Here is a 25813-nt window from a genome sequence, read left to right on the forward strand (position 1 = left end):
CCTGTTATTCTGTCAGTTGAGGAACGCTTATAGTGTAAGCATAGCACTTTGCACGGCCTAACTTCTTGTGTCGGTTTGGGAATGTGTCGAGGATATGAGGGGCGAGCTGGATACAGCGGTCGCTATGGTTTTGGTGGGAGGGTTTTGGACATTTCTAAGTTATGACCCAAAGATCATTCTTACTTTTTCGGATTAATTCTAGTATTGCAACCATGCGACCTGCCTACATGTGGTGACTAAATTCCCTTATCCACTACACAATAGTAAATCCAACTGACTCTAGTTGCTGCCTTTCTGCTGGTTTCAGCGTTTTCACTGCCCAAATCAGAAGTTCTCTCGGCCTTGATGATGCAACGTAAGCAAACCTAGCAGCCTCGCTATCAGGGTCTTTGAGCCAATCTTTCCAATGAGCATCACCTCCTGAGCGAGCAGATGATATAACTATAGTGGCCGAGTGGGTTTCGCCTTTCGCACTATGAATCGTTCCTTTTGTAAACTGCAAAAATGGCTTGTTAGTAACAGTCAATGACAGCGCAACTTCAAGTTTGGCAGATCCTGGCGGGGAAATTAAGTTAACGTCTTCCAACGGAGCTAGTGTGCTTACAATAGCTTCAGAACAAAAGCTTTGCTGTGGGAGAGCTCGGATTAATACCTTTGCTTTTTTTGCCCAGCTTGACCACTCAATATCGACATTCTGTAAAGAGTTACTAATCAAATAATTTAAAGCCCCATATAAAAACTTGCGCCATGTAAGGTTAGAGCTAATAGATTGAGGACAATTTAAACTGTTTGGCTTATAGCTTTCCTTTAAGTGATAGCGAAGAAACTCTGAGAAGTGCTGTAAAGACTGATTGAGGGCTTCCATATTATCGGGGTCATATAGCTTAACAGCGAGAGCTAGCCTCTGAATGTTGTTTGGCTTGGCAATAGAAGTCTGGAATTTATTCAGTATGGAGTGGCCTCTTGACACAACGACGTTGTTTTCGAACCCATCACATTTTTCCTCGAAAGAACTTATGAGTTCTGTAGGGCACTTGTCATACTGAAGCACTAAGCACCTTGGTTCAAGCCAAGTCATGTTTCCAACTATATTGTCACGACCAGTTAATGTCGCACAAAGGTTGACGATATTTTGGCAACTTCTAAAATTTCGCGTTAGATACAAGCAAGTGAAATTATTATCTTGTGCAAACTGTTTTACTTTTTCTGGCTCAACTTTACGGAAGCCATAAATTGCTTGATGAAGATCTCCAACAAAGTGGAGACTTGTTCCATTACGGGCAAGTAGCTTTACAATTGTTAGTTGTAATTCTGATAGATCTTGGCACTCATCAACAATGATTAGTGGATATCGTACCGCAAGCAAAGAAAAATAGTTGTCAAACTCTTTTTTCTTCAGTGCTTTATAGGTTAAATATTCAATATCTTGATAGGTAGCAAACCCGCCTCTGAGCATTTTTCTCTTGGTAGTGATCAGATCTTGTATTTGGGTGTCTTCTAAGGCAATTGAATTAAGGGCTTTATCTAACTTTTGGTCAGCAGTTGCAAAAATAAATTTCTTCTTTATCGGGTCAAAAGAGTAATGGTGGGCACTTATTCGCCCGCGTTCTGAAATATCAGTTGCAGTTCGATATCCTAAATACGCACTTGGCTCAACAATGCGAATTGATGCATCATGCCCTTCTCCAGTATAGCCTGTCAGTTCTGTAGAGAGTGGAGAAACGATATTCTTGTACATAAAACTATCAAATGTACCTAAAAAGTGAGGGAATTTGCTCTGACCTCTGGGTAGATACTTTGAGACTCTTCTCGCTAACTCGTCTGTAGCGCTGTTTGCAAACGAAAGTGCAGCAAGTCCACCTGGATGCTTTTCCCAAGCATCGATTTCCTTAGCAACCTTTGCAGCAACAACTTCAGTTTTTCCGCTTCCGGGACACGCTTCCAAAAAGATGTTATCTTCTATACTTGAGTGCACATAAGCAAGTTGCTCATCAGTAAATTCCACAGCCATTAGCATTCCTCTGCAACATCAATTGATGTAGCCCACAGAATTGCATCCCTGATGTATTTAGGGACAGCAAAAGGGCGACCCTCACGTTGGATTTTTTCGGTGAGCACTTGAGCAAAAATCCCTTTCCCAATCTTATCGTCGTCAATTCTTTTTAGAATGTTGTGAGCCATTACAGCGACATCTTCTGGAGATTTTTTTGTCCAGTCTATCGAGGCTAGCTGTGAAAAATGTTCAATTATTTTGCTCGTTCCTGTTTCTGGCGTAGGCCACAGAGAAGCGATGATTTCAGACATTAACGCAGCATTATTTCCTTCCATAGCTAAGTCATACTCTAAGGTCTTGTAATTACTAACATATAGCCGAGCATTGGTAGATTCATTGATAGAGGCAACTAGTTTGATGGCATGGTTAGTCCCGTCTTTCGTGTTACCTTCATAGGGTCTGAAATCCTCTTCGATTTCTTTTATTTTGCTTGTATCTTCTGGATCGGAAATCTGCCTTGTTTGCCTCTTCGGTGGATCTAGATCTGTGATGCCGGCACATCTTACAGGAATGTTATTCCAGGAGCTCCTATCGTCATCATCTTTGCTATCAATATTGCAATATAACTGCATGAAATGCTTGAAATAGATTCCGTTTAAGTTAATTGCCGAGATGCCTAAGTCTTCAAGGTTTTGGCGTCCTTCTTCTTGTTCTTTCAGTACGATTTCTGCCAAGGCTGGAATTATCATTTGTTCTGCAATCCCTTCTACAAGGATTACGCCACCTGCAAATAATAAGTTTGATTTAGTTACATCTAACCATCGGTTTATGAACTGACTGCTAGTTTTAGGAAGTCCACAGGTACGCAGAGGAGTTGCTACTGGGGTTGGTGATTTGGACAAATGAATGATCGACTCAAGGTCTACAGAAGAAGCTAAAACGGTAGAGTGTGTAGTTACTATGACTTGAACATTTTTGTTCTCTTCCGCCACTGATCTTAAGTGATTTAACAGCCTTATTTGCAGCTGAGGATGAAGATGGGCTTCTGGTTCTTCAATAAGTAATAGCTTGAAAAGTGGTTGGTCTTCATCTTCGTCATCAAGCGTTAGCTCTGCCAAAATCGACGCAATATAAAGCAAGTTGTTATAGCCCAAGCTATTTTGACTAAGCTCACGGAACAGTTCCTGATCTTTTTCAGATAAGTCTGGGAAGAAGAGCAAGGTCAGGCTTTCGGCAATTTTAGTAAAATCACTTTTTGCAAATTGGATACTGGTTTTTTGCCCGAAGTAATGCCCAATTGCCTTGGTCAAATTATCATTTATTAGCTTACTAGCATCTTTAATCCCTAATTTACCGTCATCAGCCAATGATTCATTGAATTCTTTCAACTTAGATTCAAGAGGATGAAGTTTAGTGTCTCTTTTACACTCTTTTAACTGTTTACGATTTAGAGCTTTTAAAAGCTTTGATAGCCTAGATTGGCGTCCATTTGATAGTTTTGCCTCAGCGTCCCTTAATGGGGGAAGGTAAATACACTGAACGAGATCTAGTAACTCAGGATCAAACTGGGAGCTTCTAGATATCCCTCCCCAAATAACTTTTTTGAATCGCCCTCGAACTTCCTTGTTTTCAGCTTGTAGGTTTAACAGCGCAGTATTAGAGGCTCCCACCCAGGGAAGAAAAGCAACTTTGTCAGCTGCGTCTAGCCCATCAAATTCAGCGCTTATAGAGAGCGATGAAGCATCTATGCCTCCAGCGACAAAAGGGCTAAAAAAATCATCGCTAATAATGCTATATCTACCTGATTCAGAATCGTGAAAAAGCTGTCTAATAGCGCTAATTATGGCCGTTTTACCTGCGCCATTTTCACCAACTATCACATTTAATCCGCTTGCTAATTGGACGTTAAACTCTTTTCCAAAACACCGGAAACCTTCAGCTTTTAAGTTACTTAAATACATGCCTTACCCTACCTACTTGAATAGACATATTCTAACTGTTTGATATGGTTTGGGTAACTATATTGATAGCTGACTTGAGTGACTTAGCTAACACTATTCATGTACGATGCGGACTTTAATGGTTCTAACAGGAGGTCGACGAGTTCACTATATACACATGTTACTTTGCATAACCTTTACTATGGCAAACTAATGAAAAAGCAATGTGATTGAACTTTTACTCTAAATGATAAATTTACTCACAACGTTGGCGCGTTGAGGATTATCACAAAGCCTGGATAACCGGTGCCGGCGCAGAACGTCAACGCATGACTGAACCGAAAAACCTTGAGCGTATGGTCTCGATATTAGCCTTTGTCGCCGTTAGGCTCATGCAGCTGCAAGAATGCCTGAAGCTGGCGGCGCAACTCAGGGCTCGCGGGCTCAAATAACAGGCCGAAGCGATTGAGTCACAACCTTGCACAAACGTGCTCACACATGACGAAGGCGTATCCTCTATCAAGCTATTGACAAACTTGGCGGCTTTTATGACTCCAAACGCACAGGAATCGCCAGTTGGGCAACCATGAGGCTCGGGTGGGACAAACTACAGGATATGCTTAGTGGCTACTATTTGAGCAAAGAAACAGCATCGCTGCTGAATTATTAGACCGAGATATGATTAAGAGATAGACGTATGAGTTTTTATTTTATGAATAGACTTCAATTTAAATTTTTGGTTTTTGCGATCAATATCAAGATATTTAGTGATAATTTCCAGGCGACTGATTCAGCGGTTGCTATAGTTTAATATGCAGTCGCTAGTATTAAAAAAGACTTATCAAAAGCGTGTCTGGCAACTGCATAAATCCAGTTGGCTGGAGACATATTATGAGCAAATCAATACTCGTCGTCACCCACGGCATGGGTGAGCACACGGCAAGTGCCACTGAAGCAAAAATCATCAAAGCTGCAAACATTGCCTTGAGTCGATACCCTTCCTCAAAGGACGTTAAGTTTGAAAACCACGTCGATATTGTTTCTATTGGCTACGATGATATTTTCGAGGTAGAGCGGGAACGAATAAAACAGGCCAACGAGCCCATCAGTGCTTACTTTCAAGCCCATTCAAACCTGCCTGCCAGCTTTATTCAGCACATCGTCTCTCTGGAATCACAGATTGATAAAGATACCTTTTTTACTACCCATATCCTCGATGTATTGCTCTATGCGGGTTTACACGGACAAAGGGTGAGGTTGAGACTGGCTGAAAAGTTTGCCGAAGCTATGGCGACTCGCACCCAGCAACAGAAGGTTCATGTGTTGGCGCATTCACTAGGAACTGCGGCAATGCATGACACATTAGCATGTTTATACGGTGGGGGAATAAAAGACCCTGAGACTGGTATATCATATAGCTACACTCCAAATGAGCTAAGATTGGACTCACTCTGGATGGTTTCCAACGTCAGTAACTTGCTCTATTCCGTAAATCGTAAGCTCCTTGGTACAAGCCTGAACCCACTATCTACAAAAGTTAAACCAAGCCGCGACAATACTGGGTGCACGGAATATTTTTATAATGTTTTTCATGAATATGACCCGTTTAATCTCTTCTATCGTTTTGATCCCAAAGCGGATGAAGGTTGGGTGACAGTACGTGCCTATCAACGCAATTACATTCGTATGGAGACTGAAAGATTTACTCACTCTGCAAATCCACATGATCTGGTGGGTTACCTTAGCAACCCGAATGTGGCGATACAGTTTTTAGATAGAGTGATGCCTCAAGGCAGTTTCTCAGTTAATGATACTGAAGTTGAGAAAGCGCATCAGCAAGTTAAGGATGTATACCAAGGCGTAAAGGCCATCAAAAACTATGTATCAGCGATGGACTCATTTGATGATATGAAGGGTTTACTTCTGATGCTCAAAGACTATCGAATGTTTATAGAAAGTCTTTTTGATGACGATGATGAGTAACGGAGGACAAGCCATGAAAGTCTATAAACTAGCACTAGTCTTAGTGATGGGTTGGAGCCAAATGGTTAATGGTTCTGAGTGTCAACCATCCAGCGGATACGAACATTGGAACATACTGAACAAAACCTCAACAGAGCTCGGCGAAATGTTGTTGAAAGCGAAAGATAGGGGGTTGACAGAGTCGGAGAAAAAACAGGTGACAACGTGGCTTGAACGGTTGGAAATGAGTGCTGAAGAGGTAGATAGAACGCTGCTGTTAAATCAGGAAAACAGTACAACCCATTTGATGACTAAGTTTCAGCATCAAACGGAAGTGACGAACGTTTGGCCATTGTTTGGTGTCAGATTTGATAAGGCAAGACATGGGTCTGGCTCACCAGATGAATTGTATCTAGAAGATACCTCTCCACAAGACGGAGATGTGCTCGGATTTGAAGTCGATACCATCGCGAACAGTCAGCGCTGCGCGTCTGAAATGAAGTGCCTTTCGCCAGAAAATAACGCTAACGCCTGCCGACTCTATCTCGACGGGTGGGCGTCTGCGGTGAGCGCTTACAAAGACCCAATTGTTCAAGTTGAATCAAAGATAATTTCTGGTTTAGCGCTAGCCTACGGTAAAGAGTGGGATAATTATTTCGACAATGCGCGTTCTCAAACATTTCTAGACCGGATGGTGACTGCGGGCTTTAACCGAAAAGAGCTGACAAAAAAGGAGTTTGCCCTCCCTCCGAAATTGCAATACTTTCTCTTCCACCCAAATGCATTACTCGAATACGTCCATGACGCATCAGATGGTAACCAATTCAAAGCGGCCCTTGCGGTAGAATGGTTTGGTATCAACGCTTGGCGGTCTTGCTTAGGCGCGAACTTTGGGTGCGGTGCGTCAATTGTTAGTACATATTCTGATAGAGCCGGAGTTGATGACTTTGGGCATGGCGTTATGCTTCATATCAATAATAGTTACTCACTTGGGGTGACGACACGAGATGGTGACATTGGTTATTTTGTCACGGTGGATTTGCTTAAAATCTTTGAAGATAAGAAGAGCGAAGCTATGCGATGGCAACAAACCGCGAATAAACTGCTGAACAATCAATAGTGCACTGTGAGGTGAACTGAAATGAGTATGCCGAGTATTCGTCCATTAACAATAAAAACTAAAGGTGAAACGCTCCCCATCAAATTATTTAGATGGATAACCTCGATCCGCCAATGGGAGTTGCTGGAAAACTGGCATTATGTTTATCAGGGACATGAATATGTTATCCCTAAAGGGTTCGTGTTTGATGGCGCGTCGATCCCAAGGTTGCTGTGGTTCTTGTTATCTCCGACAGGATTATTGTTAATCCCTGGGCTTATCCACGATTATGGTTATCGCTACCAATACTTGTGGGAGGTCGATAAAGACTCACCGACGGGCTATAAAAAGTCGCTAGAAATGCATAATCACAAAGCGTGGGATAAGCTTTTCCATGAGGTCAGTAAAGAAGTCAATGAGATGGCCATCATCAGCGGTTTAGCTTACGTCGCCCTATGGGTATTCGGTGGTTTTGCATGGGAAAGCAATCGAAGGAAAAGTGCGGAAGAGCTTTATCCTTGGGAATAAAACCATGGTGACAATATTATCTGAAACAAAGCACCAGCCATCGGGGAGGGTCAATAATTATGAAAGCACTACTTGGAGTGAATCGTTGGCATTCAGCACTGATGAGTCCGCTAATTATTTTGATAGAAATCATTATCTTAAGTTAGAATCACATCTTGTCATTAAATACGATGCTAAGAGATGGCGTCATGTGGGATGAGAACATAGCTAAAAATTAGTTATTGACGCCATAGTCGTTTGTTAGTTTGTATTTCTCACGGATACATTAAAGACGTTCCACCCCCATTCATCACTTAAACCTATTAAGAGAGCGTCTTCACTGTTAACCCAAACTTGCTCTTTACCCGAAGATTCACAAGCATTGTGCGCACTTGCATAAACAGAAATTAAGCTACTCCCACCAATTGAACGAACAATCAACTCTTTACTATATAGTCCACTACCGCTACAAACTAATGCATGGCCTTTTGTCACATTAGTGGAAATGTAGAATTGAGCCTCATATTGTTTCCAAACATTTTCTCGATTAGAAGTGCTACCTTTATTGGAAAGAAAATCGGTATTAATAATTTTTAAGGTCGCACTGGCGCTTTCACCGAGCTTGTTAAGCTCTATAACTTTTATTTCGAGTTCATCTACTAATTTAGATTTAGTTCGCAGTTCATCCAGCTCTTTTTTCGAATCCTCTAGTAGTGCTTTAGACACTTCCAATTGAACATGCGCATCAGTTAATGCTTGACTAGTATAGGATTGAACTAGCGTTGTTAATACAACACTGATTATCAACGCACTCAGCGCTCCGATCCAGGCATACTTTTTCGTCAAATTTTTCTCTATTTGCTGGGTTATATCTTGAGCCAATTTCCAGCGTTCAAACTCTTCTAAGTTTCTTTCTACATCTTTGCACACAACTTTTCTCCTGCAAACTAAACGCCCGCTTAACTTGCTGCCAACTGCATCACACTCAAACAGACCACCGTATTCACGAAAGCCAAACTGAACTAAAAATGCCACGGGTTGGCAGTCAGGTTGAAGCGTTTGTTAGGCATCTTTTTCAGCTTCCCTTGCTTCTGGGTAACGTGCGCATACCACTCTATAATTTGAGTAAAGCTCCAAAAATGACCGTGAGAAAAATGCACCAATTAAGACAACTACAACAGATACAATCAAAGTCACCCAAGTCACGATTTTTTGCGATGAGTCTATATCACCTTCCAACCGAACTTGATTAGTTTTCATGTTAATAATGTCTGTTTTTATGGAAGATATAGAAGATTTATTAGCCGTTATATCTTCAGATATTGAGCTAAAGGAAGCCTCTTTTCTTAGGATGCTTTGATATTTTGATTCAATTTCTTCTCTAAGCGATTGTACATCTGCGAGCTCAATAGACAATTTAGAGAGTCTTGATTCTAAAGATTTCACCCTTTCTTCTAGAAATTCATTGTCTGAGCGAAGAGTATTCTCTACTTGGTTAATTTGTTCCAATAGAATGTTTGTCTTTTCATCATTTGCGATACATAACGAAGAAAACATGAAGAAAAGTGAGAACAATACAATTTTTATATTTTTCATACCCTTAGCTCCCTATCTCGACCATCGACTCACTTACTAACTGTGGCTTACCGTTACGTTCGACATAAACACGAAAAACATAACGTCCTTTACTCTGACTCCAAACCCTTTTCGAAACCCAGTAAAAGGCCTCTTCTCTGTCTGCTTTTCGTTGATAGTGAAGATACTTCTTATTGGTATTGTAGTTACCCAAATTTTCAGTTCTTCCATCTACTTGGTATTCCCACTCTAAGTAATAGGTTTCTGGAGCTATTTTTCCATCCGGTATAAACCTTAACCACCCCCAAAGTTGAACAAGTTGATTGGGACTAATCATAGAGACAGCCTGAGCTTCTCGGTAATTATCTTTATCAAAGTTAATTACAATTTGACTCTCCACATGATCTTTGGCCAAACTCGTTTCATAAAAAAAAGACAGTACGAGCACAAAAAGTCCTTTATATTTCAATTTCATAGATATCCCTCTACTCATTATGTCTGATAGATGCCTAACGCCCGCTTAAGCTGCAACCAACGCAATGCAGAGCCAAAACAAAACAAAACACCGTAATCACTAAACTTGCTGAAACCGAAAATGCCACGCGTTGGTTGTCGGCTTAAAGCGTTTGTATGGTCTATTCCCCAAAGCGTTTGATCAGAACTTTTACTATGGAGCTTTCTACTTGCTTCAATAAGTTGCTCATAACATTTTGGATTTCATCCTGATCACTAAGTTTACAATGGGCAATTTGCCATTCCTGCGAATTACCTAGTTTGCGATTGTTCCAACTTACTTCCTTCAATCTTTCATACTTGCAGAAAATTGTAAGTTTGGACTTTGAGAAAACGAACGTTATAAACACCTGATACCAAGGTAGGTTTTCTTCAGATGGGGTAAGTGTCACAACCAATGCCGAGCCAGGAGACGGTGCTGTTAATTCAAAACCATCGACAACTTTTCGATATTTAGTTACAGGCCTATATTCGACACGCTTTTCTCTACCAAACATAGCTAAAGAACGAATTGATTGGGGTTCATATTCGACCTTCTCCTTAACTTCGTACTCTTCATCTTTGTATGTAGGCCTTGCGAAATAGTTGTCATCATTTGATGTTAACCAGTTAGCTATACTTTCGGTGTTGTTCAACTTGTCACAGTCAGTTTCCAAGTCAACTTCTATATCGTATAGTTCATTTAATATAACTGACCACTCAAAAGCCTTAACCGTTTCTATTAACTTTGAAAGAGACTGCATACACTTTTCTTCATCACAGTAATCTTTCGCTTTAGCACGAATAGCCTGAATTAACTTTTCATCTTCTGAAAGCTCAGATTTTCCACCTTCTGTTACACCTTCTTCATCTTCCAATTGTATTGAAGATGACGAAGGTAGTAATTCTTCCAACTTTTCACCTAGCAACTCAGATACATTACAAAACACTTCCGTATTATCAGCCTGCTGCACAAACAATGGTGTTTGATATTTCTGAACTGAAACATCATCTGAAATATAGGCCATGATATCTCTATAACGAATATCTTTGCCTTCGAAGTTTTGTAAGGAATGAGCAAAGCTCTTTGTGAATACACTATAATCAGGCAATGCTATTGATGATTGGGTGTTTGACGATGAAAATAGGAAATAAGTTTTATTAAAATTGTTTGTTGACGATTTTTCAAATACAACCTGTAAATCGTTATTTGATTTTATGTACTCTGTACCAGATTGGCACGCGTCAACAATTTTAACAGCTAAGTCAGGATTTAAGGACTTTAACATTGAATCAAACTCACTATTCCTTAAGGACGTTTGCTCGATTTTTGATCCACTAAAATCAGAAAAAAGATATAGAAAGTCATCTCCATAGCGGGTCCCATGACCAGTATAATAGAAAAACACTTCTTCTATATCATCTTCATGATACTTGCGTATAAATGAGGAAAGTGCAGCTTTTGCTTCTGTGCTGTTTGGGCTCTCATTTAACAAAAGGCAGTCGTCATATTTTTGAGTCAAATTAATTATTGATGACATTAACTCTAAATCGCGACTGCACGGTTCTAGACTCGCTTCATTATCGTAATTGGATACGCCAATTAACATTGCCAATTTCTTACCCACAGGTACCTCTTTACTATTTTTATTACCTAGACCTAACGCTTTATAGGCGGACTTTTTCCGTCTTTGCATTCCGTCTATGTTGCTGCCATTTATAATGAAACTCAACTGCTATCAACCTGTTATGTGAATCGACATATAGTTGTTGGGGCGAGTTACGGAAAAATTCCGTATGAGAGAACAAAGCACGGATTAGTTTAACTTGGCCTATTGGTGTACTGCTCAGGTGTTCCGTTTGCAGGTTCTGTGAAGGTTTGGGGCAGATCTGCGTTACGATGATCTACCCGTCAGCACGGAGCTGGACAGAAATGTGTTTACGCCCATGCGCTCATAAAAACTACTCTAGCCCCTGAGACCTGTGTCGTCTTTAAAGTATTTCTACCTTTTATTGCCAGATCAGATACACATTCATATACCCTTTATAGGTCGAAACTTTTATTTAGGGACATCCAGTCTAGGCTAGCCATCATGTGTCCTCTTTTGGCCAAAGTCCTTTCAATATCTCGCCAGTGTTAGGGCCACACTCGAAATGTTTCTGCGTATGCGCAAGCAAGTTTGCTAAATCATGAGCGTTACCGCAGACGTCGTCATACGCACGATAGATCTCTACCATCTGAGCAACCATTGTAGCCATAGCTTCAGAGTCACTGCCAGTCTCGAGCTTAGCAGAGAGCAGTTCGACTTTGGCTTCTAATCGTTTGATTTTTTCGGCCTGCTTTCGGATCAACTTATCCTTATCGGTTTCAATTCTCTGCTGTTTTTGCTGATCCTTCAGAATTTTGATTCTCGCATGCAGTTCAGGATAATGGCGTAAATTGGCTGTAGTAGTTCCTGCACGTTTAGCAACTGCGTTAGGATTTATCTTCACTCCCTCTTGGATCATCCTATCTAGAGCTGCATAAAGTTTCTCCCTCGTGGACTGACTCATACTCCAACCTCCCCAAATGGTTGATTTTTACCAGTTTCAACATGTTCTATAATCATCCTTGCCGCTTTAAGTGTTGCGTGCCATGACTTAGCTTGTAACTGGTAGGGAGCCTGTTGCTCAAGTGTAGCTTGTTCAAAAATACTCAATTTGTTTAATGTGTAGTTTTCCATCGCTTTCCAATGCGGTAGGTGACGCTCACTAACGATGTAGTTACCGCATAAAACACAACCAGTCGGAACAGCCGCATTTTTGATCTTGCAGTCCTCGCCGCCTGTACATAGACCATGTGGCAAGCCCCTAACCCCATTAAGGTGCTTAACTAAGAAAGCAGTGTACTGCTCCACATCTTTGAAATGCAGTGTCTTTTTTATGGTGGATGCAGAATTGTCATCATTAATTATATCAATATTACTAACACTGATTTGAAGTGCTTCAGCAGCCTTAACCCAGCGCTGACCACCACCGCCTGACAGGCGGCGAACTTGAGCCTTAGCCACCAATTCGGTTGCCAATTTCTCGGTGATCTGAGCATCGAATCCCTCAATAACATCCAGAAGTTCTTCTATGGTTTCATATCCCCGGTGTGAATATACCATAGACATCGATGAGGATAGGTGCTTAAATTGATACTTGATATCATCAAGGTCACCAAGTCGGTTAGCGATAATAAACCAAGCGAAGGTGTGTCTAAACTGGTGCGGAGTGATGTTGAACTTGTCGCCTGACCTATATCTAGTGCGACGACTCCTACCCCCCATTCCCTGATAGTTGCAACTCATCATATTAAGTTGTTGAATATCGCGCTCTGACAGTTCAAAGCGGTATTCATTTAAGTTGAACCTACCGTCTTTACCTGGAGAGTTCGACCGTGTATTTAATTTACACTTATCAGTAAAACTTATTGAACGCTGGCTAGGTATTGTGCCAAACAGCTTGTCTTGTTTTATTCCATCCTCTAAGTAGTAGATGAGCTCTTGCGTCATCTCATCCCTATGGTGTTCAAGAAGCATCTGCGCCCGTTTATGTAGGGACTTGTTGAAACGTGACAGTAAGCTAATTGCGCGGTATGTATCTGCATTACTAACCCAGTTTAGGGTCATCCGGCCTGGAGAAGTCTTAAACAGTACTGACCGAATATAGAAACGGTCATCACGAGATTTCGCGGCATTGTTTTTCAATGCCGCCACTTCCTGATTTCGCATGCCCGAGAATGTTAGTACTTGTACATAAACTTCAACCCGGAGCCATTTAAACGTCTCATACAGGCGTTTGAGATCGCCTTTAAAGTCATTATCATAATTGGGATTGGACGACACATAACGGCGAATAATATCGCTTGATTTTTTCGCTAGTTTTTCTGCGAACTTCGGTCTCCCTTCTATTAGTTTATTGATAAGGCGTTCGTTAGCATCCTCCCACTCGGGGAGTAGCCTTTCAGCTTCGTCAATTCGCTCTTTGGACTGTTGGATCACCTTCTTAAGTATCCCAGTAGGGATCACTGGGTGTGAGCTGCTGTAATCCCTAATTTCAATACTTGGGATGGCATCAATAGCTTCATAAAAGGTGGCTGCCGTATCATCGCTGAACAAACCATAACGATGAATAACTGGCAAACTATCCTGAATCGTTTTACGTGATGATGCGGTTCCTTGCAAATCCATACCGTTCTCAGTATTGCTTGCCAATAGAAAGTTATCTAACAAGTTTCTCTGTATAACGGGGTGGACTTGGTCAAACTGCCGAAAAGAAATGTAGTTTCTCTCGCTGAGAAACAGGGCAAGCTTTTTGATTGGCGCAAGCATACTTCGCGTCGTTGACCACCTAAAACCATAGTCACCCTCAATATAACCAATCTTATGATAAAGAAGCGTAAGAGACTTAAGTTCATAGTCAAATAGGCGCAAACCCGTAAACGACATTTGACCGTCTAAGCGTCCCATTCCTTTGAATTCGTTGTCACCAAAGCTGACATTTTTTATCAGATTTAGCTGACCACGCTCTGTGCGCCACAAAACGCACTCATCTAGTCGTTGGTATTGCTCTAAACAAAGTTTCTTCAGCTTCAATTGCCCAGCAGGGTCAATCAGATGCAACTGGTCTATAAGATATGTAATGTCCACATGCTTTCCTTTTTATTGCATGCCACTTGTCGTACTAGCTAACATCCAATCTGAGTGGATACCATGCTCTTCCATGTAGAACTCTGCTGTTTTACGACAGTTAGGATTTATAGCATCCATATCGGCTAATACCTCATCTACTCGCTGCATTAGCAGGCGGGTATACTCTTTTTGTAGCCCCGTGTTCAATGACTCACCAATACTCGCCTCCATGTCAGCAATAACAAAATTACGATATGACAGAAGCCGGTAAGCATGCTCAGCATCCGCGATTCCGCGATAATGTTCACACCACAGGCAGGCATTGAAGTCGGCACAACGTTCGCTATCCTCCATGCCAAGTGCCTTGAATAGCGCATGGTTTGCTTTGTTGTAAGCTTGAGCTTGTACATCATTGCCTAGCGAGGCGCATTTACCATTCGGTACTTGCTGCCAATATTCTTCTGTTTCTGTGATTATTTTAATTTTCTCAATAATGGGCCGACCATGGAAATAATCTCCCATGATTGAAATGGCATTTGATAACGTTTCCTCACTGGCCTTTCCATCGTATCTAAAGTAATGCTTCTTGAATACTTCCCAAGTATGGTTCGACGCTGCCTTGTATTTTCTTACGTCCTTACCTACTTGGCGATAGATGAAATTTAGCCCCCCTTTTCGAATCCTGGTAGGCGTAAATAGGATAGGGCAATTATTCGCCGACAGCAGATCATTAATGCCTTTTTTAAAGCTGCCCTCCGTTAAGCGTTTTGTCCGACCGTTGGAGTGCAGTCCGTCATTGAATATCATCAGCGACGTTTTGAAAGGGTGTGTATCTGACAAGTTAATCCTGATGCTTGCAGATAGGTCCTTCATTATGAATTGAAGGTCTCTGATCACCGACAACACCTCTTTACCAACCTTGATATCATCAGTAAATAACGCGTCGGCTCTGATGTCAGTGTCAAAGCGATTCCATTGGGTGTCGTAGTTAGCACGAGGCTTGAACAGCCGAACAAGGTAAGAGCGCTTACCGGCGAACTCAACCTCGAAGAGGTCCCCCACCTCCAAGTTTAAAACAGGCGTAAGATTCCAGTTAGTTTTCAGAATGATGCGCGCCACTCTCAGCCAAAGTTGATGCAGACGCGGCAGATCGTCTTTCGCCAACAGCAATTCAATGTGAAAAGCCAGTTGTGCTACTTCCTCTAGAATATAATAGTCATCTGTATCTTTCTTATCATTCAACAAGTTGGCGCGACCCGCATCAATTGGGAAAGAGTCTACCCAAGTAAAACCATGCATCGCAGAAAACTCTTTGAGTACCCTTTGACTAGTGTGAGCAGTCTCTGAACTGATATCGCCCGACTTGAAACGTTGCTGTATTCGCTCCAAGCATTTCTTCATGATCCTATGATGATGAAGCGAGAGTGCTCGCACCCCCTTTTTTGCTAAGCTATTTTTTTCCCTCGTCGTGAACAACCCATCACAGAATTCAAAGATGGGTTTCAAAACTCGGAAGAAGCTATATACCGATACATTAGCTCGAGCGTCATGTGCCATAGAGCCTAGCATTCTATCTTTAGCCTTAACTATATCGCAGCTAAGAGCCGGATAATTCTCATGTATATACTGGATCGAGTAATAGCGAAAATCATGAGGATCACCTTCATGGGGAAACTCAAGAAAATACGGATAATAGCGCTCCACTTTAATTCTATGACCTACCAGAAATGACAGCAGCCCCGTAAGGGCGATATAAGAGTTCTGTAAACTGGTTCCAGCCATTGTCGGCTTAATGGACAATTTTTTCTCAATGTTGGTATTTTTCTTTTTTAACGATTGTGACATTTCATATAACCATCGAAGTAACTTACCTTCATTTTCCAAGAACGCTAAGGCTCCCTTGTCATAAATCAGTCGACGGTCGTCAGTGTCAAGCTGGTCTTGAAGTTGATTGATCCATCGACCTACGCTGGGAAAGTTGCTCACAAACTCTTTCGGCGATTTTCCAATTAAAGCATCCTCATGACTTTCAGCTACCTTTAATAAATATTCTTGGGCTTGCTGAACCATTTTAGGAGAAATTAAATAGACCGCCTGCAGGTTTCTCTTAATACCATCGTACTCAATAGGGAAGGATTTCACTGTGGCCGGAATGGCTTTTTCGTTGGGGCCTAGAATGCTCGGGTCACACTCTCGCAACAACACCAATAACGCAAGTTTGTCCTGTCTTGTAAGGCAGGCGTTAAGTGCCTGGAGACAATTTTCACCATCCGAGGCGATGTATCTGAGGCCTTCTGCCTGTAACCCCTCCTTGATTTGGTTGTCTTGAGCGGCAGCAACCAACCCAGAGACTGCTGGTTGAGTTTTTAGTATGGCCCGTTCAGGCATTGCGCTTGCTGCTACATAGCGCATGATTAAAGCTTGGCACTCTAATATCAGCTCAGTGGAAATTTGGTAAAGTGCCGCTAGTGTGTAAGTGTGTGCCTTGTTCTGATCTGGTAATCTAATAGAACTTGGAGATATCAGGTCTGGAGGATTATTCTTGAACGACCTCAACAAATATAAAATAGCTTTTGATAACTCTGAAACACCCTTATTCCCCTTAACTCCCTCCTTGTGTATAAAGACCACTTCAGCGCATTTCTCAATCTTCATCCAATAGTCACGATCTGACAATAACACTTGGAACCCCTGTAGCAGAAGAGGGGCTGCATCATCACCCAGTTTAGTTACTAAATTAGATAGATTTTCCGCGAACACCTTTAAATATTTGATTGTAACTTGGTATGTCCATCCACTTTCACGCCCGAGAGATCGCTGCACAACCAGGTATGCGTCATTTGCGATCTTTATGGACACCGCGTTTATCACATCAAGCTGCTGTTTGCAGATAGGACTACACTGTGGAAACATCGGTATGTTGACGTCAATGTTAGACGTGTTTTTTTGCATTGGCGTCCTCATATAACCAGTTCTTTTGTTTCTTCGCAAAGCAATGCCTGTAATGGTTGGTAAATTTCAGTCACCCAAGGCGAAGCAACATTACTGAACGAGCAATCCGTTTTAGCGAAATCAATGTAACGTTGTGAAGTCTCAAAGTTAGAGTGTCCTAGTTCGCGAGTTAACGTGACCTTGATAAATTGATCCGAGTACCCGGCTTCAAGCATATAACTGGCTAGGTATGTAGCAAACGTCGCTCTAAGATCATGGAACGAACGCTTTAGGACAGGCCGCCCTTTCTCTTTTTCCTCAGCTCGAACAATGGAAATCATGTTGCTGACACTACGTTTTGTTGTTCGACAACCCATATTGTTGATGAACAAAGGCAGTTTGCTATCAAGCCCTTGTTTTATCTCGTATTTCATACGGCGGCTTGCGTATTCATCGCTATTAACGAAAGCCCAAAGTTTCCCCATCAACTCTCGGGACAGGGTGAAACGGCGTTCCTTATTTCCTTTTGATGACAGGATGGTAATCTTAAACTGTTTGTTCGAAGCGACGTCAGGGTTCTGAAGGTCTTCGTAGTTTAGTTGAACTATATCCATTGTCCTAAGACCACAGCGGTAACCCAATTCGGTCCAAAGTGCGTAGTTATCTTTTTTTAGCGTATCGCTACTGATCAGCGAATTAAGCTCATCAAGCGAGTAAGGTTGCAGCCCATCTTCTGGCGATGATTGTTTCTGTATGATCTTTCTCGGGAGCGCCAAGCTGGTTGTGAACACGGGAATTCCACCTTTGGGGGTGGGCCCATTACCCATACTAAACAGCAAGCTAGCCAAGTTAGACCCGCAGTTACTGGCCTTATAGCCACGCTTTCGGATAGTTTTGGTTATATGCTTGAAGGGAATTGATTTGATTCTATGGTTTTTCCATGCCCATTCATAAAATGTTTTAACTATCTGAATACGGTTACTCGCATAGTGGTAGGAAAGTTGACCTGACTCTACATGGTTCATTAAGTCTTCACGAAATCGCCATACGGGCAACAACTCTAAACTTGACACACGATCATTCAAGGGTTCGGACAGAGACTCAGCCCAGTCAACATCGTTGTCGATGAGCCAGCGCAGGAACACTGTCAGATGCTTTGCTGAAACCTCTACCGTGGCAATGTCGACGCGAGAAGGTCGGGCTGAGGCTCTGGTGGTTTCTGATTCAGCCAAATGACTACGACCTTTTGTATTGTTCCTCTTAATGGAATACTGACCGATATATCGATGAATTAAGAAAAGGTTCATCTCCAACACATCTGACACCCGATACGGTGAAACAAGCATCGGGAACTTATCCACGAACTCATCCCTTGCATACCTCACTGTCCGCAATTTGATATCGGGAGCAATTGTGGTCATCTGGTATTCACCATGGTCATCCACAACGAACTCTGGGTGGCTTCCAACATTGACCCGAGTTGGTATAACTTTGACCAACGCTTGTAACTCTGCGTCTTTATTGACTGTCATCGGTTTCTCCAGCTGTTGGTTGTTCCATGGTCAAAAATAATATGTTAACGCCGCCTATTTAAACGGTTTGGATATGGTAATACTTTTTAATAATAGTAATAAATGAAGGTTTATCCTAATTAGTTACGTGAAGGTAGGTGGTAGTGATGTCATCAACGGCACGATGTCAGCGGGTGACTTAGCGGCGTTTGTCTTCTATGCCATTATGGTCGCTTCGTCATTAGGTACCATTTCTGAAGTGATGGGTGAACTGCAACGCGCGGCAGGTGCGACCGAGCGATTAATCGAAATCCTACAAGTTGAAAGCCATATTGTTGCGCCGGTAGCGAACCCAACATCACTAGATAATGTGACTCCAGAAGTTGCGTTTGATGATGTGACCTTCTGTTACCCATCAAGACCGGATCAACCCGCAACAAGCAACCTCACGCTCACTGCCCATGAAGGCAAAGTGTTGGCACTGGTTGGCCCATCTGGCGCAGGTAAAACTACTCTGTTCGAACTGCTGCAACGTTTCTACGACCCGCAAGTGGGTAAAGTAACCTTAGGCGGTGTTGAACTGAATCAGTTTGATCCTAACGAGCTAAGAAAGCAGATGGCACTCGTGCCGCAGCAACCTGCTCTGTTCAGTAACGATGTGTTTCACAACATTCGCTACGGAAACCCGAAAGCAACGGACGAACAAGTTATCGAGGCCGCTAAAAAAGCACACGCACATGAGTTCATCCAAAACCTACCTGAGGGCTATCACAGCTTTCTTGGTGAACGCGGTGTTAGGCTTTCTGGCGGGCAGAGACAACGCATTGCCATCGCACGTGCCATCCTAAAAGATCCGAATATTCTCTTATTGGATGAAGCAACCAGTGCGCTAGACAGTGAAAGTGAGCATCACGTACAACAAGCTTTAGATGAGTTAATGCGTGGTAGAACGACGATCATTATCGCCCATCGATTATCAACAATTAAACACGCCGACCAGATTGCAGTGCTCGATAAAGGACAGCTAGTAGACATCGGCGACCACCAGTCTCTCATCAATAGCTGCGAATTGTACCAACGCCTAGTTGAACTGCAATTCAAACACCTTAATGCGTAATCATTGAGTGGATGTGCGTGAGTCGTTTGTTTAGTGAGACACTAATCAATAAGTAACGGAAAGTTAAGTCACTGACATTGTGTGGTTTCAAGCTTCAAAAACTTAAATCACACGTGTTGCAGTTTTGTTAATTTAGCGGTAGGGTTTTTATTCCAATAACAACTTATCCCGATGAAGGATAAGCAGATAACATTAATTACCCAGATAACATTAACTACACAGATAACAATAAGAGAGTTCGCATGGAAGCACTATTATCTGACTACCCGGTAGTAACAGAAATCCCTGTCGCTTGGGGAGAAATGGACGCGCTTAATCACGTTAACAACGCCGTATATTTTCGTTATTTCGAAACCGCTCGCTTAGATTTTTTCAAGCATGTAGAGCTGATGGAAGAGATGGCGATTACCAAAGTTGGCCCTGTTCTTGGCGACACTTATTGTAAATATTTCAGACCAGTCACGTATCCAGACACGCTGATGGTTGGTTCTCGTGTCACTGACATTCAAGATGACCGATTCACCATGGAATACGCGATTGTCAGTAAGACTCAGCAAAAACTGACGACCATTGGCACCGCGACTATCGTGATGTTTGATTTTGCTTCAAACCAAAAAGCCCTGCTCTCGCTGCGCTTAACCAACGAAATTGAAAAGATGAACACGTTGAAAAGCCCATGCTTCAAACAAGAAGCCGTGACGGAATAACGTATTCGTTGGTTGAGAAAGATTCAGAAAGTTTCAGACATTAAAAAGGCCACTCGATTGAGTGGCCTTTTGTTTATTGGTTCAGAGTGCTTATAAGCGGTTGAGCGTTATAAACCTTGAACGCTCTTTGCGTTAGAAGCTATAAGCCTTACAGCCCATAGACATTGAACCCTATAAACCTTGTACGCTATAGACCTTGCACGTACTGAGCATTAGTTCGAACTTCAACCATCTGCTCTAGGTTCTGTTGTGAACCTTCAACGCCGTTCAGTAGCGCTTCGAAATGCTTGATAAGCTCAACTTTGTCTTTCACTTCTTTAGAACCTGCACCGATGTTGGTTAGGTCAATGAAGAACTCGTCGAACAGACCAGAGAAGTCAGTTACTGCGTCGTGGTTCAAGAACTGCTCGTGGTTGTAAATGCTTGGGTAGCCACCCTTCTGTTTATCAACCGCAAAAGAGATGCCTTTCACGTTGGTAATCGTGGTCGCTTTCTCACACTTCAACATACAACCTGCTTCGATGCTTGGCTTGTTACAACCCACGGTTCTTTGGAAGAAACACTGACGGCTGGTCATCATCAAGATTGGGTGGTAAATGCTGTAGAACAGTTTGAAGTTCTCTGGGCGACGAATATGACGAATCTGACCTTTGTTGATCTCGTTCGAAATGAATGCGCCTGCACAGTTCAGCTCTTCTTTCAGAGTAACCAGTGCGTGAGAGTTGGTCGTGTTCATGAACGGGCCTGCAACCCACTCAATACCCATCTCGTAAGCTTTGTAAGCAATACCCGTGTTGTTGGTTACGATGCGAGCTGGCTTGATCTCTTCAAGAATACGAACCGCTTCGTCGTAATCTTTACCGATCAATACCGCTGGGAACCAAGGAATCAAACGTGGGTTTGCTGCCAAGATGTCGATGTACTTGTTACAACGCTTCTTGAAGCTTTCTGGAAGTTTGAAGTAAACATCCGCGTCAGTCACGTCATACAGGTGTAAGTCTTCTACATCGGCGATAAGCATCGACATAGTCGGCTTCTCGTTCACTTTAGGGTGCTGAGGCAGTGCTGGCACTTCAACGTGCTTAATCACTTCCACAGAGCCGTTCAGAATGAAGTCGATCTCGTCTTTTAGGTCTGAAACTTCTTTTAGAGGAATCAACAAGCCTGCATCCACTTCACTGAAGTCGTGGCTTTCTAGCGTGTGAACTGCACTCTTCACGTTTTTGAAGCGCTTCTCAAGTAGCTCTTGAGTAATCGCCTTCTCTTCAACCGCTTTCAATAGCGATTTAGATTGAAGAGTAAAGTTCTCTTTTGGCGTGTTCACAGTCACCGTAAATGGTTGACCCACTTTTGCGCTGAACGACAGTGCTACTGGTGTCTTGCGAATATCAAGGAACTCGATCTTGTCACGCATTTCGTTACCAAGAACGTCTTTCGCTTGGTGAAGTTCGTTGGTCACTTCTTGAATCTGTACAACTGAGATTTCGTTGTTCTGCTCCGTCGCTTTTTCAACAGCGTAGTTCATGCTGTTGTCGCGCGGGTTATCGATGAACATGTCTTTCGTTAGGTTGCCCTTTAGGAAAGAGTTGGTGAAATCACGGTTGAATACTTTGTGTAGGTTCGAATCGTCTTCGATCAACAAACCACTTTCTACAAAGCTATCAATCTGTTTACGCCATGTGTCTACCACAGTGTAAACGTAGTGTGCGCCTTTAATACGGCCTTCTACTTTCAATGAGTCGACTTTCGCATCAACCAATTCAGGTAGGTCGTAGTAAGCTGAGTTATCTTTCAGGTTAAGTGGGAACTTGTTGCCCGCGTTGGTGATTTCGTACTCATCACGACACGCTTGGCTACAACGACCACGGTTACCTGAGTTACCCACACTTACTGAGCTTGAGTAACATTGACCAGAGAATGCGATACACAGAGCGCCGTGTACGAACACTTCGGTTAATACGTCGTGATCGTGTGCCACTTCCGTCAGCATCTTGATTTCAGGCAGGTTCAACTCACGAGACAAGTTAACGCGCGTCGCGCCAATCTTAGACAAGAACTTAATCTGACCTTCGTTGTGCGTAGTTAACTGAGTCGACGCGTGAACGTCTAACGATGGGAAATGCTTCTTAACCAGGTTGAATAAACCCAAGTCTTGAACAATGATGCCGTCCACTTTGGTGTTCACAAGCTGGTTCAGCAGTTTGGTGATGCTCTTAGTCTCGTGCTCCAGTAGCACAACGTTAAGAGTCAGGAACACTTCACAGCCGTATTCATGAGCAAGGCGAATCACACCATTCAATTCGTCTAACGACAGGTTAGAGGCTCTGTTACGAGCGTTGAATGTGTCTAAACCACAATAAACTGCATTAGCACCCGCTACGATGGCGGCTTTTATCGCTTCTACATCGCCACCTGGGGCTAATAACTCAATTTTTCTGCTCATTTTTGAAGTCGCTCACTTACTTATAATTTTTAAGCCGCGTATTCTACCCACATCACGATCTCTTTACCACCGTACAACACTTTTCAAACTAAATGACCTCAATAATGCCGAACGAATCCGATCTACCTATCCTTTATTCTTTACGCCGTTGCCCTTATGCAATGCGCGGACGAATGGGCATCGCACTATCACAGCAAAAAGTGTTACTTCGAGAAATTGTTACCAAAGACAAGCCTAGCGAACTATTGGCCAGTTCGCCAAAAGGAACAGTGCCTGTATTGGTGTTACCCAATGGACAAGTCATTGAACAGAGCTTGGATGTGATGAACTGGTCACTTCAACAAAACGATCCTCAAGATCTTCTGCGTTCAAGCAATCCAACGCTTAGCGAACAAGTTCAGCAGCTCATTAAAACCAACGATGAAGAATTTATTGGTCACTTAGAAAGGTATCGTGCATCGGTTCGTTACCGAAACATCGATGTTGAACAACGCCGACAAGCCTGCGAAACCTTCATTAAGCAGTTAGAAGTGCGACTTACCGATCAGCCCTACTTTTTTGGAGAAAGCCCAAGCTTGGCCGATTTTGCGGTGATGCCTTTTGTCAGCCAGTTTGTGCGGGTCGAAAAGAAGTGGTTTGTGCAATCTGAATACCAAAACGTAGGACGTTGGTTAAGAGCGCACTTGGAAAGTAAGCTCTACACCCAAGTCATGAAGCAATACCCTTTGTGGAATGAAACCAAGCAAGATTGTCTTTTTGGATAACTTAAGAGAATTTTGGGTGACTTAAGGGTATCTAGGGTGATCTAGGGGAATTCTGGAATAGATAATTCCTAGGTATTAAAGTAGTTACGTGACACTTTATCTTCTTTGTAAAGAACAGATATTCAAAGGCTTAACTGGGATTCCGTTGTCTCTTTACCGGTAACGACTGTCTCTTAACTGGCAAACACAGTCTAAGCTAAGCCTTTTGTTCATTTTAACCTGATCACTGAATCGCTATCGAAATCTCGACTTCAGTTTCACCTTTGTATAGTTCAAAATCTGTCGTGTAAGTTCTCACATGTGGGCAGTCAGCAGCGCTGAAATACGCCCACACTTCACCCCATAGGTCGATCACAGCTTGTGGTAATTCACCTTCAGCAGAAAACGTTAAGTATTTACCTGCTTGTATTTCGGTTTCTACAAGCGTATCAACATTCTGATCCGTAAGTGCATTAGTACACGCGATAACATCAAATTCGCCCGTAAAGTCAGACTCGTAGTTAGTGTAAACGCCATACACTTTTGAATCCGGTGTTAATTTCGGAAATGCTTGGTCAAAAAAGCCCTGCCACAATTGCCCTATCTTGGCTCTTGCTGGGTCCATCTCATCGGTATTGGTGGTTCTTACTGAAAAACCATACGCCTTTACGGCTTCTATCGTTTCAACTTTCATTCGTTCTATTCCTAAGCCAATTGACGATCTAACTGTATTGAATCCAATGTTTTATAAGATAACGATGCTAATCTTGTATCTCTTTATGGCCACATTTTTCACAGACAAGGTGACGAGAAAACTCATCCATTGACGCGACAAACGGGCCAAGGAACCAACCTTTTATCATGCCTGCCCAAAACTCACTTCGCTTTTGGTTAGGTTTGTCTGCAAACGCACTCGTCTTTCTGACCAACACAACAACATGTTGTGTCTCTTCTCTGCACGCGGTGCAATAGCATTGTTCTATGGTTCTATTCATTTGAAAGCCTATGACGTTTTGAATGAAACATGCTGAAAGTGAGGGTTGTCGACACAGACATCCAATGTCGCTATTTGAGTTAATACGACAAGTTGTTGCTCGCCTTGAGTACTGACTTTAATGCACTCTTCACGGCTATCATTGCGTTGAGTATCTAATCCGACACATTCAATCTGCTCGCCAGATTTCAGCGTTAATTTGATTGGGTATCGGTGCATACACACAATCTCAATATAATCGTAATCGTTGCAACTAATCATAATACCCTTCCAATTCATCCACCACGCTAATGCGACATGCCATACTATTCAATATCTTTACAATCAATAAGTTACTCGTATCACAATCGCATTGCCATAATCAGATTATTGAGTAATTTGTTAAATTTAATCTCGTTCTCACCATTCACATTTCATCTGTGAACGACAATTTAAGGCTTCAAGAATCCTTTCCAATAATGGTACAAACCACCAATGTCTGAAGAACACATTAGCGACATTGCGCCTTTGATTTGTTCTTCGCTCCATTCCCACCATTTCATTTCTAGCAACTGAGCGATTTCAGTCTCATTGAAACGATAACGGATATGGCGTGCTGGGTTTGAACCGACAATCGAGTATGGCGCGACATCTTTAGTCACAACCGCTCGACTTGCGATGATGGCTCCGTCACCAACCTTAACACCACTCATGATCATGGCTTCTGTACCAATCCACACATCGTTACCAATCACGGTATCACCAGAGCGTTCAAAGCCGTCTATCGCACCTTCAAACTTCTCATCGTCTTGATAGAAAAACGGGAAGGTACTCACCCACTGGTTTTGGTGGCCTTGGTTGCCCGCCATCATAAACACGGCGCCAGAACCAATCGAGCAGTAGCTGCCAATGATCAGCTTATCGATGTCGGTTCTATCCGGTAATAGGTAACGCGCACAGTCATCAAAGCTGTGGTTATGGTAGTAACCCGAGTAATAGCTGTGCTCGCCCACGATGATGTTTGGGTTGGTCACTTGTTCTTTGAGTGACTTTCCAACAAACGGGCTTTCAAAATAGTTTTTCATGGTTGTACTCTTAGTTTCGTTCTTTTAGTTAGGTACTTTTGTTGCGTGTTGATGGTTTTAACTTGTTTATATTAGTGTAA

General features: G+C 42.5%; 20 protein-coding genes and 2 pseudogenes. 7 read left to right on the forward strand and 15 right to left on the reverse strand.

Going from position 1 to position 25813, the window contains the following annotated elements; genetic code table 11:
• Positions 1-253: 253 nt before the first annotated feature.
• Together AB6D93_RS11685 and AB6D93_RS11690 are read right to left on the reverse strand one after the other, a co-directional pair.
• On the reverse strand, positions 254-2011 hold the full coding sequence (locus AB6D93_RS11685) for a UvrD-helicase domain-containing protein (RefSeq protein WP_372050134.1): 1758 nt from the start codon (positions 2009-2011) through the stop codon (positions 254-256).
• Positions 2011-3954, reverse strand: coding sequence for an ATP-dependent endonuclease (locus AB6D93_RS11690; protein WP_372050135.1), 1944 nt, complete (start codon positions 3952-3954; stop codon positions 2011-2013). The genes AB6D93_RS11685 and AB6D93_RS11690 overlap by 1 nt, the downstream gene beginning before the upstream one ends.
• Positions 3955-4190: 236 nt before the next feature.
• Between AB6D93_RS11690 and AB6D93_RS11695 the strand changes: the two are divergent.
• The 4 genes and pseudogenes from AB6D93_RS11695 to AB6D93_RS11710 form a co-directional block, all read left to right on the forward strand.
• Positions 4191-4603 (forward strand): annotated as a pseudogene (locus AB6D93_RS11695) (IS4 family transposase); the annotation flags it as partial.
• A gap of 221 nt (positions 4604-4824) precedes the next feature.
• Positions 4825-5916 (forward strand): hypothetical protein, encoded by a 1092-nt coding sequence (locus tag AB6D93_RS11700; protein WP_372050136.1) that lies wholly within the window; start codon positions 4825-4827, stop codon positions 5914-5916.
• Between the two features lie 13 nt (positions 5917-5929).
• On the forward strand, positions 5930-7015 hold the full coding sequence (locus tag AB6D93_RS11705; protein ID WP_372050137.1) for a hypothetical protein: 1086 nt from the start codon (positions 5930-5932) through the stop codon (positions 7013-7015).
• 21 nt (positions 7016-7036) lie between these two features.
• Positions 7037-7522, forward strand: a complete 486-nt coding sequence (locus AB6D93_RS11710) for a DUF1353 domain-containing protein (RefSeq protein WP_372050138.1) — start codon at positions 7037-7039, stop codon at positions 7520-7522.
• A 240-nt stretch (positions 7523-7762) separates the two neighbouring features.
• On the opposite strand, the gene AB6D93_RS11715 is transcribed toward AB6D93_RS11710, so the two are convergent.
• The 8 genes from AB6D93_RS11715 to AB6D93_RS11750 all read right to left on the reverse strand — a co-directional run bounded on the left by AB6D93_RS11715 (position 7763) and on the right by AB6D93_RS11750 (position 18686).
• On the reverse strand, positions 7763-8536 hold the full coding sequence (locus AB6D93_RS11715) for a hypothetical protein (protein WP_372050139.1): 774 nt from the start codon (positions 8534-8536) through the stop codon (positions 7763-7765).
• A 27-nt stretch (positions 8537-8563) separates the two neighbouring features.
• Positions 8564-9097 carry a hypothetical protein gene (locus tag AB6D93_RS11720; RefSeq protein WP_372050140.1) on the reverse strand — a complete coding sequence of 178 codons (534 nt, stop codon included), beginning with the start codon at positions 9095-9097 and terminating at the stop codon, positions 8564-8566.
• Between the two features lie 4 nt (positions 9098-9101).
• A complete protein-coding gene (locus AB6D93_RS11725; protein WP_372050141.1) occupies positions 9102-9551 on the reverse strand; it encodes a hypothetical protein in 450 nt (149 codons plus the stop codon).
• 160 nt (positions 9552-9711) lie between these two features.
• A complete protein-coding gene (locus AB6D93_RS11730) occupies positions 9712-11196 on the reverse strand; it encodes a caspase domain-containing protein (RefSeq protein WP_372050142.1) in 1485 nt (494 codons plus the stop codon).
• A 463-nt stretch (positions 11197-11659) separates the two neighbouring features.
• Positions 11660-12121 carry a transposase gene (locus AB6D93_RS11735; protein WP_372050143.1) on the reverse strand — a complete coding sequence of 154 codons (462 nt, stop codon included), beginning with the start codon at positions 12119-12121 and terminating at the stop codon, positions 11660-11662.
• A complete protein-coding gene (locus AB6D93_RS11740) occupies positions 12118-14241 on the reverse strand; it encodes a hypothetical protein (RefSeq protein ID WP_372050144.1) in 2124 nt (707 codons plus the stop codon). The genes AB6D93_RS11735 and AB6D93_RS11740 overlap by 4 nt, the downstream gene beginning before the upstream one ends.
• A gap of 12 nt (positions 14242-14253) precedes the next feature.
• Entirely contained in the window at positions 14254-17175 is a 2922-nt protein-coding gene (locus AB6D93_RS11745; RefSeq protein WP_372050145.1) for a hypothetical protein, read from the reverse strand.
• Between the two features lie 8 nt (positions 17176-17183).
• Positions 17184-18686 (reverse strand): tyrosine-type recombinase/integrase, encoded by a 1503-nt coding sequence (locus AB6D93_RS11750; protein ID WP_372050146.1) that lies wholly within the window; start codon positions 18684-18686, stop codon positions 17184-17186.
• A 133-nt stretch (positions 18687-18819) separates the two neighbouring features.
• Here AB6D93_RS11750 and AB6D93_RS11755 point away from each other — a divergent pair.
• Both AB6D93_RS11755 and AB6D93_RS11760 read left to right on the forward strand, forming a co-directional pair.
• Positions 18820-19782, forward strand: a pseudogene (locus tag AB6D93_RS11755) (ATP-binding cassette domain-containing protein); the annotation flags it as partial.
• Positions 19783-20024: 242 nt separating this feature from the next.
• Positions 20025-20489: a thioesterase family protein gene (locus tag AB6D93_RS11760; RefSeq protein WP_102333309.1), complete on the forward strand. Its 465-nt coding sequence runs from the start codon at positions 20025-20027 to the stop codon at positions 20487-20489.
• A gap of 187 nt (positions 20490-20676) precedes the next feature.
• On the opposite strand, the gene AB6D93_RS11765 is transcribed toward AB6D93_RS11760, so the two are convergent.
• The gene (locus tag AB6D93_RS11765) at positions 20677-22932 is read right to left on the reverse strand and encodes a peptidase U32 family protein (protein ID WP_102333308.1); all 2256 of its coding nucleotides are present in this window, start codon (positions 22930-22932) and stop codon (positions 20677-20679) included.
• Positions 22933-23105: 173 nt separating this feature from the next.
• Between AB6D93_RS11765 and AB6D93_RS11770 the strand changes: the two genes are divergently transcribed.
• Positions 23106-23696, forward strand: a complete 591-nt coding sequence (locus tag AB6D93_RS11770) for a glutathione S-transferase (protein ID WP_240799499.1) — start codon at positions 23106-23108, stop codon at positions 23694-23696.
• Between the two features lie 223 nt (positions 23697-23919).
• Here the strand turns inward: AB6D93_RS11770 and AB6D93_RS11775 are convergent, their stop codons facing one another.
• From AB6D93_RS11775 to catB, 4 genes are all read right to left on the reverse strand, one after another.
• Complete coding sequence (locus AB6D93_RS11775; RefSeq protein WP_102319784.1) at positions 23920-24369, reverse strand: GyrI-like domain-containing protein; 450 nt, start codon at positions 24367-24369, stop codon at positions 23920-23922.
• Positions 24370-24436: 67 nt separating this feature from the next.
• The gene (locus AB6D93_RS11780) at positions 24437-24670 is read right to left on the reverse strand and encodes a hypothetical protein (protein WP_017068340.1); all 234 of its coding nucleotides are present in this window, start codon (positions 24668-24670) and stop codon (positions 24437-24439) included.
• A gap of 8 nt (positions 24671-24678) precedes the next feature.
• On the reverse strand, positions 24679-24930 hold the full coding sequence (locus tag AB6D93_RS11785; protein ID WP_017068339.1) for a Rho-binding antiterminator: 252 nt from the start codon (positions 24928-24930) through the stop codon (positions 24679-24681).
• 170 nt (positions 24931-25100) lie between these two features.
• Positions 25101-25733 carry a type B chloramphenicol O-acetyltransferase gene (gene catB, locus AB6D93_RS11790; RefSeq protein ID WP_017063920.1) on the reverse strand — a complete coding sequence of 211 codons (633 nt, stop codon included), beginning with the start codon at positions 25731-25733 and terminating at the stop codon, positions 25101-25103.
• Positions 25734-25813 lie beyond the last annotated feature (80 nt).

The organism is Vibrio sp. 10N.247.310.23 (assembly GCF_041467155.1).
Classification (GTDB): domain Bacteria; phylum Pseudomonadota; class Gammaproteobacteria; order Enterobacterales; family Vibrionaceae; genus Vibrio; species Vibrio crassostreae_C.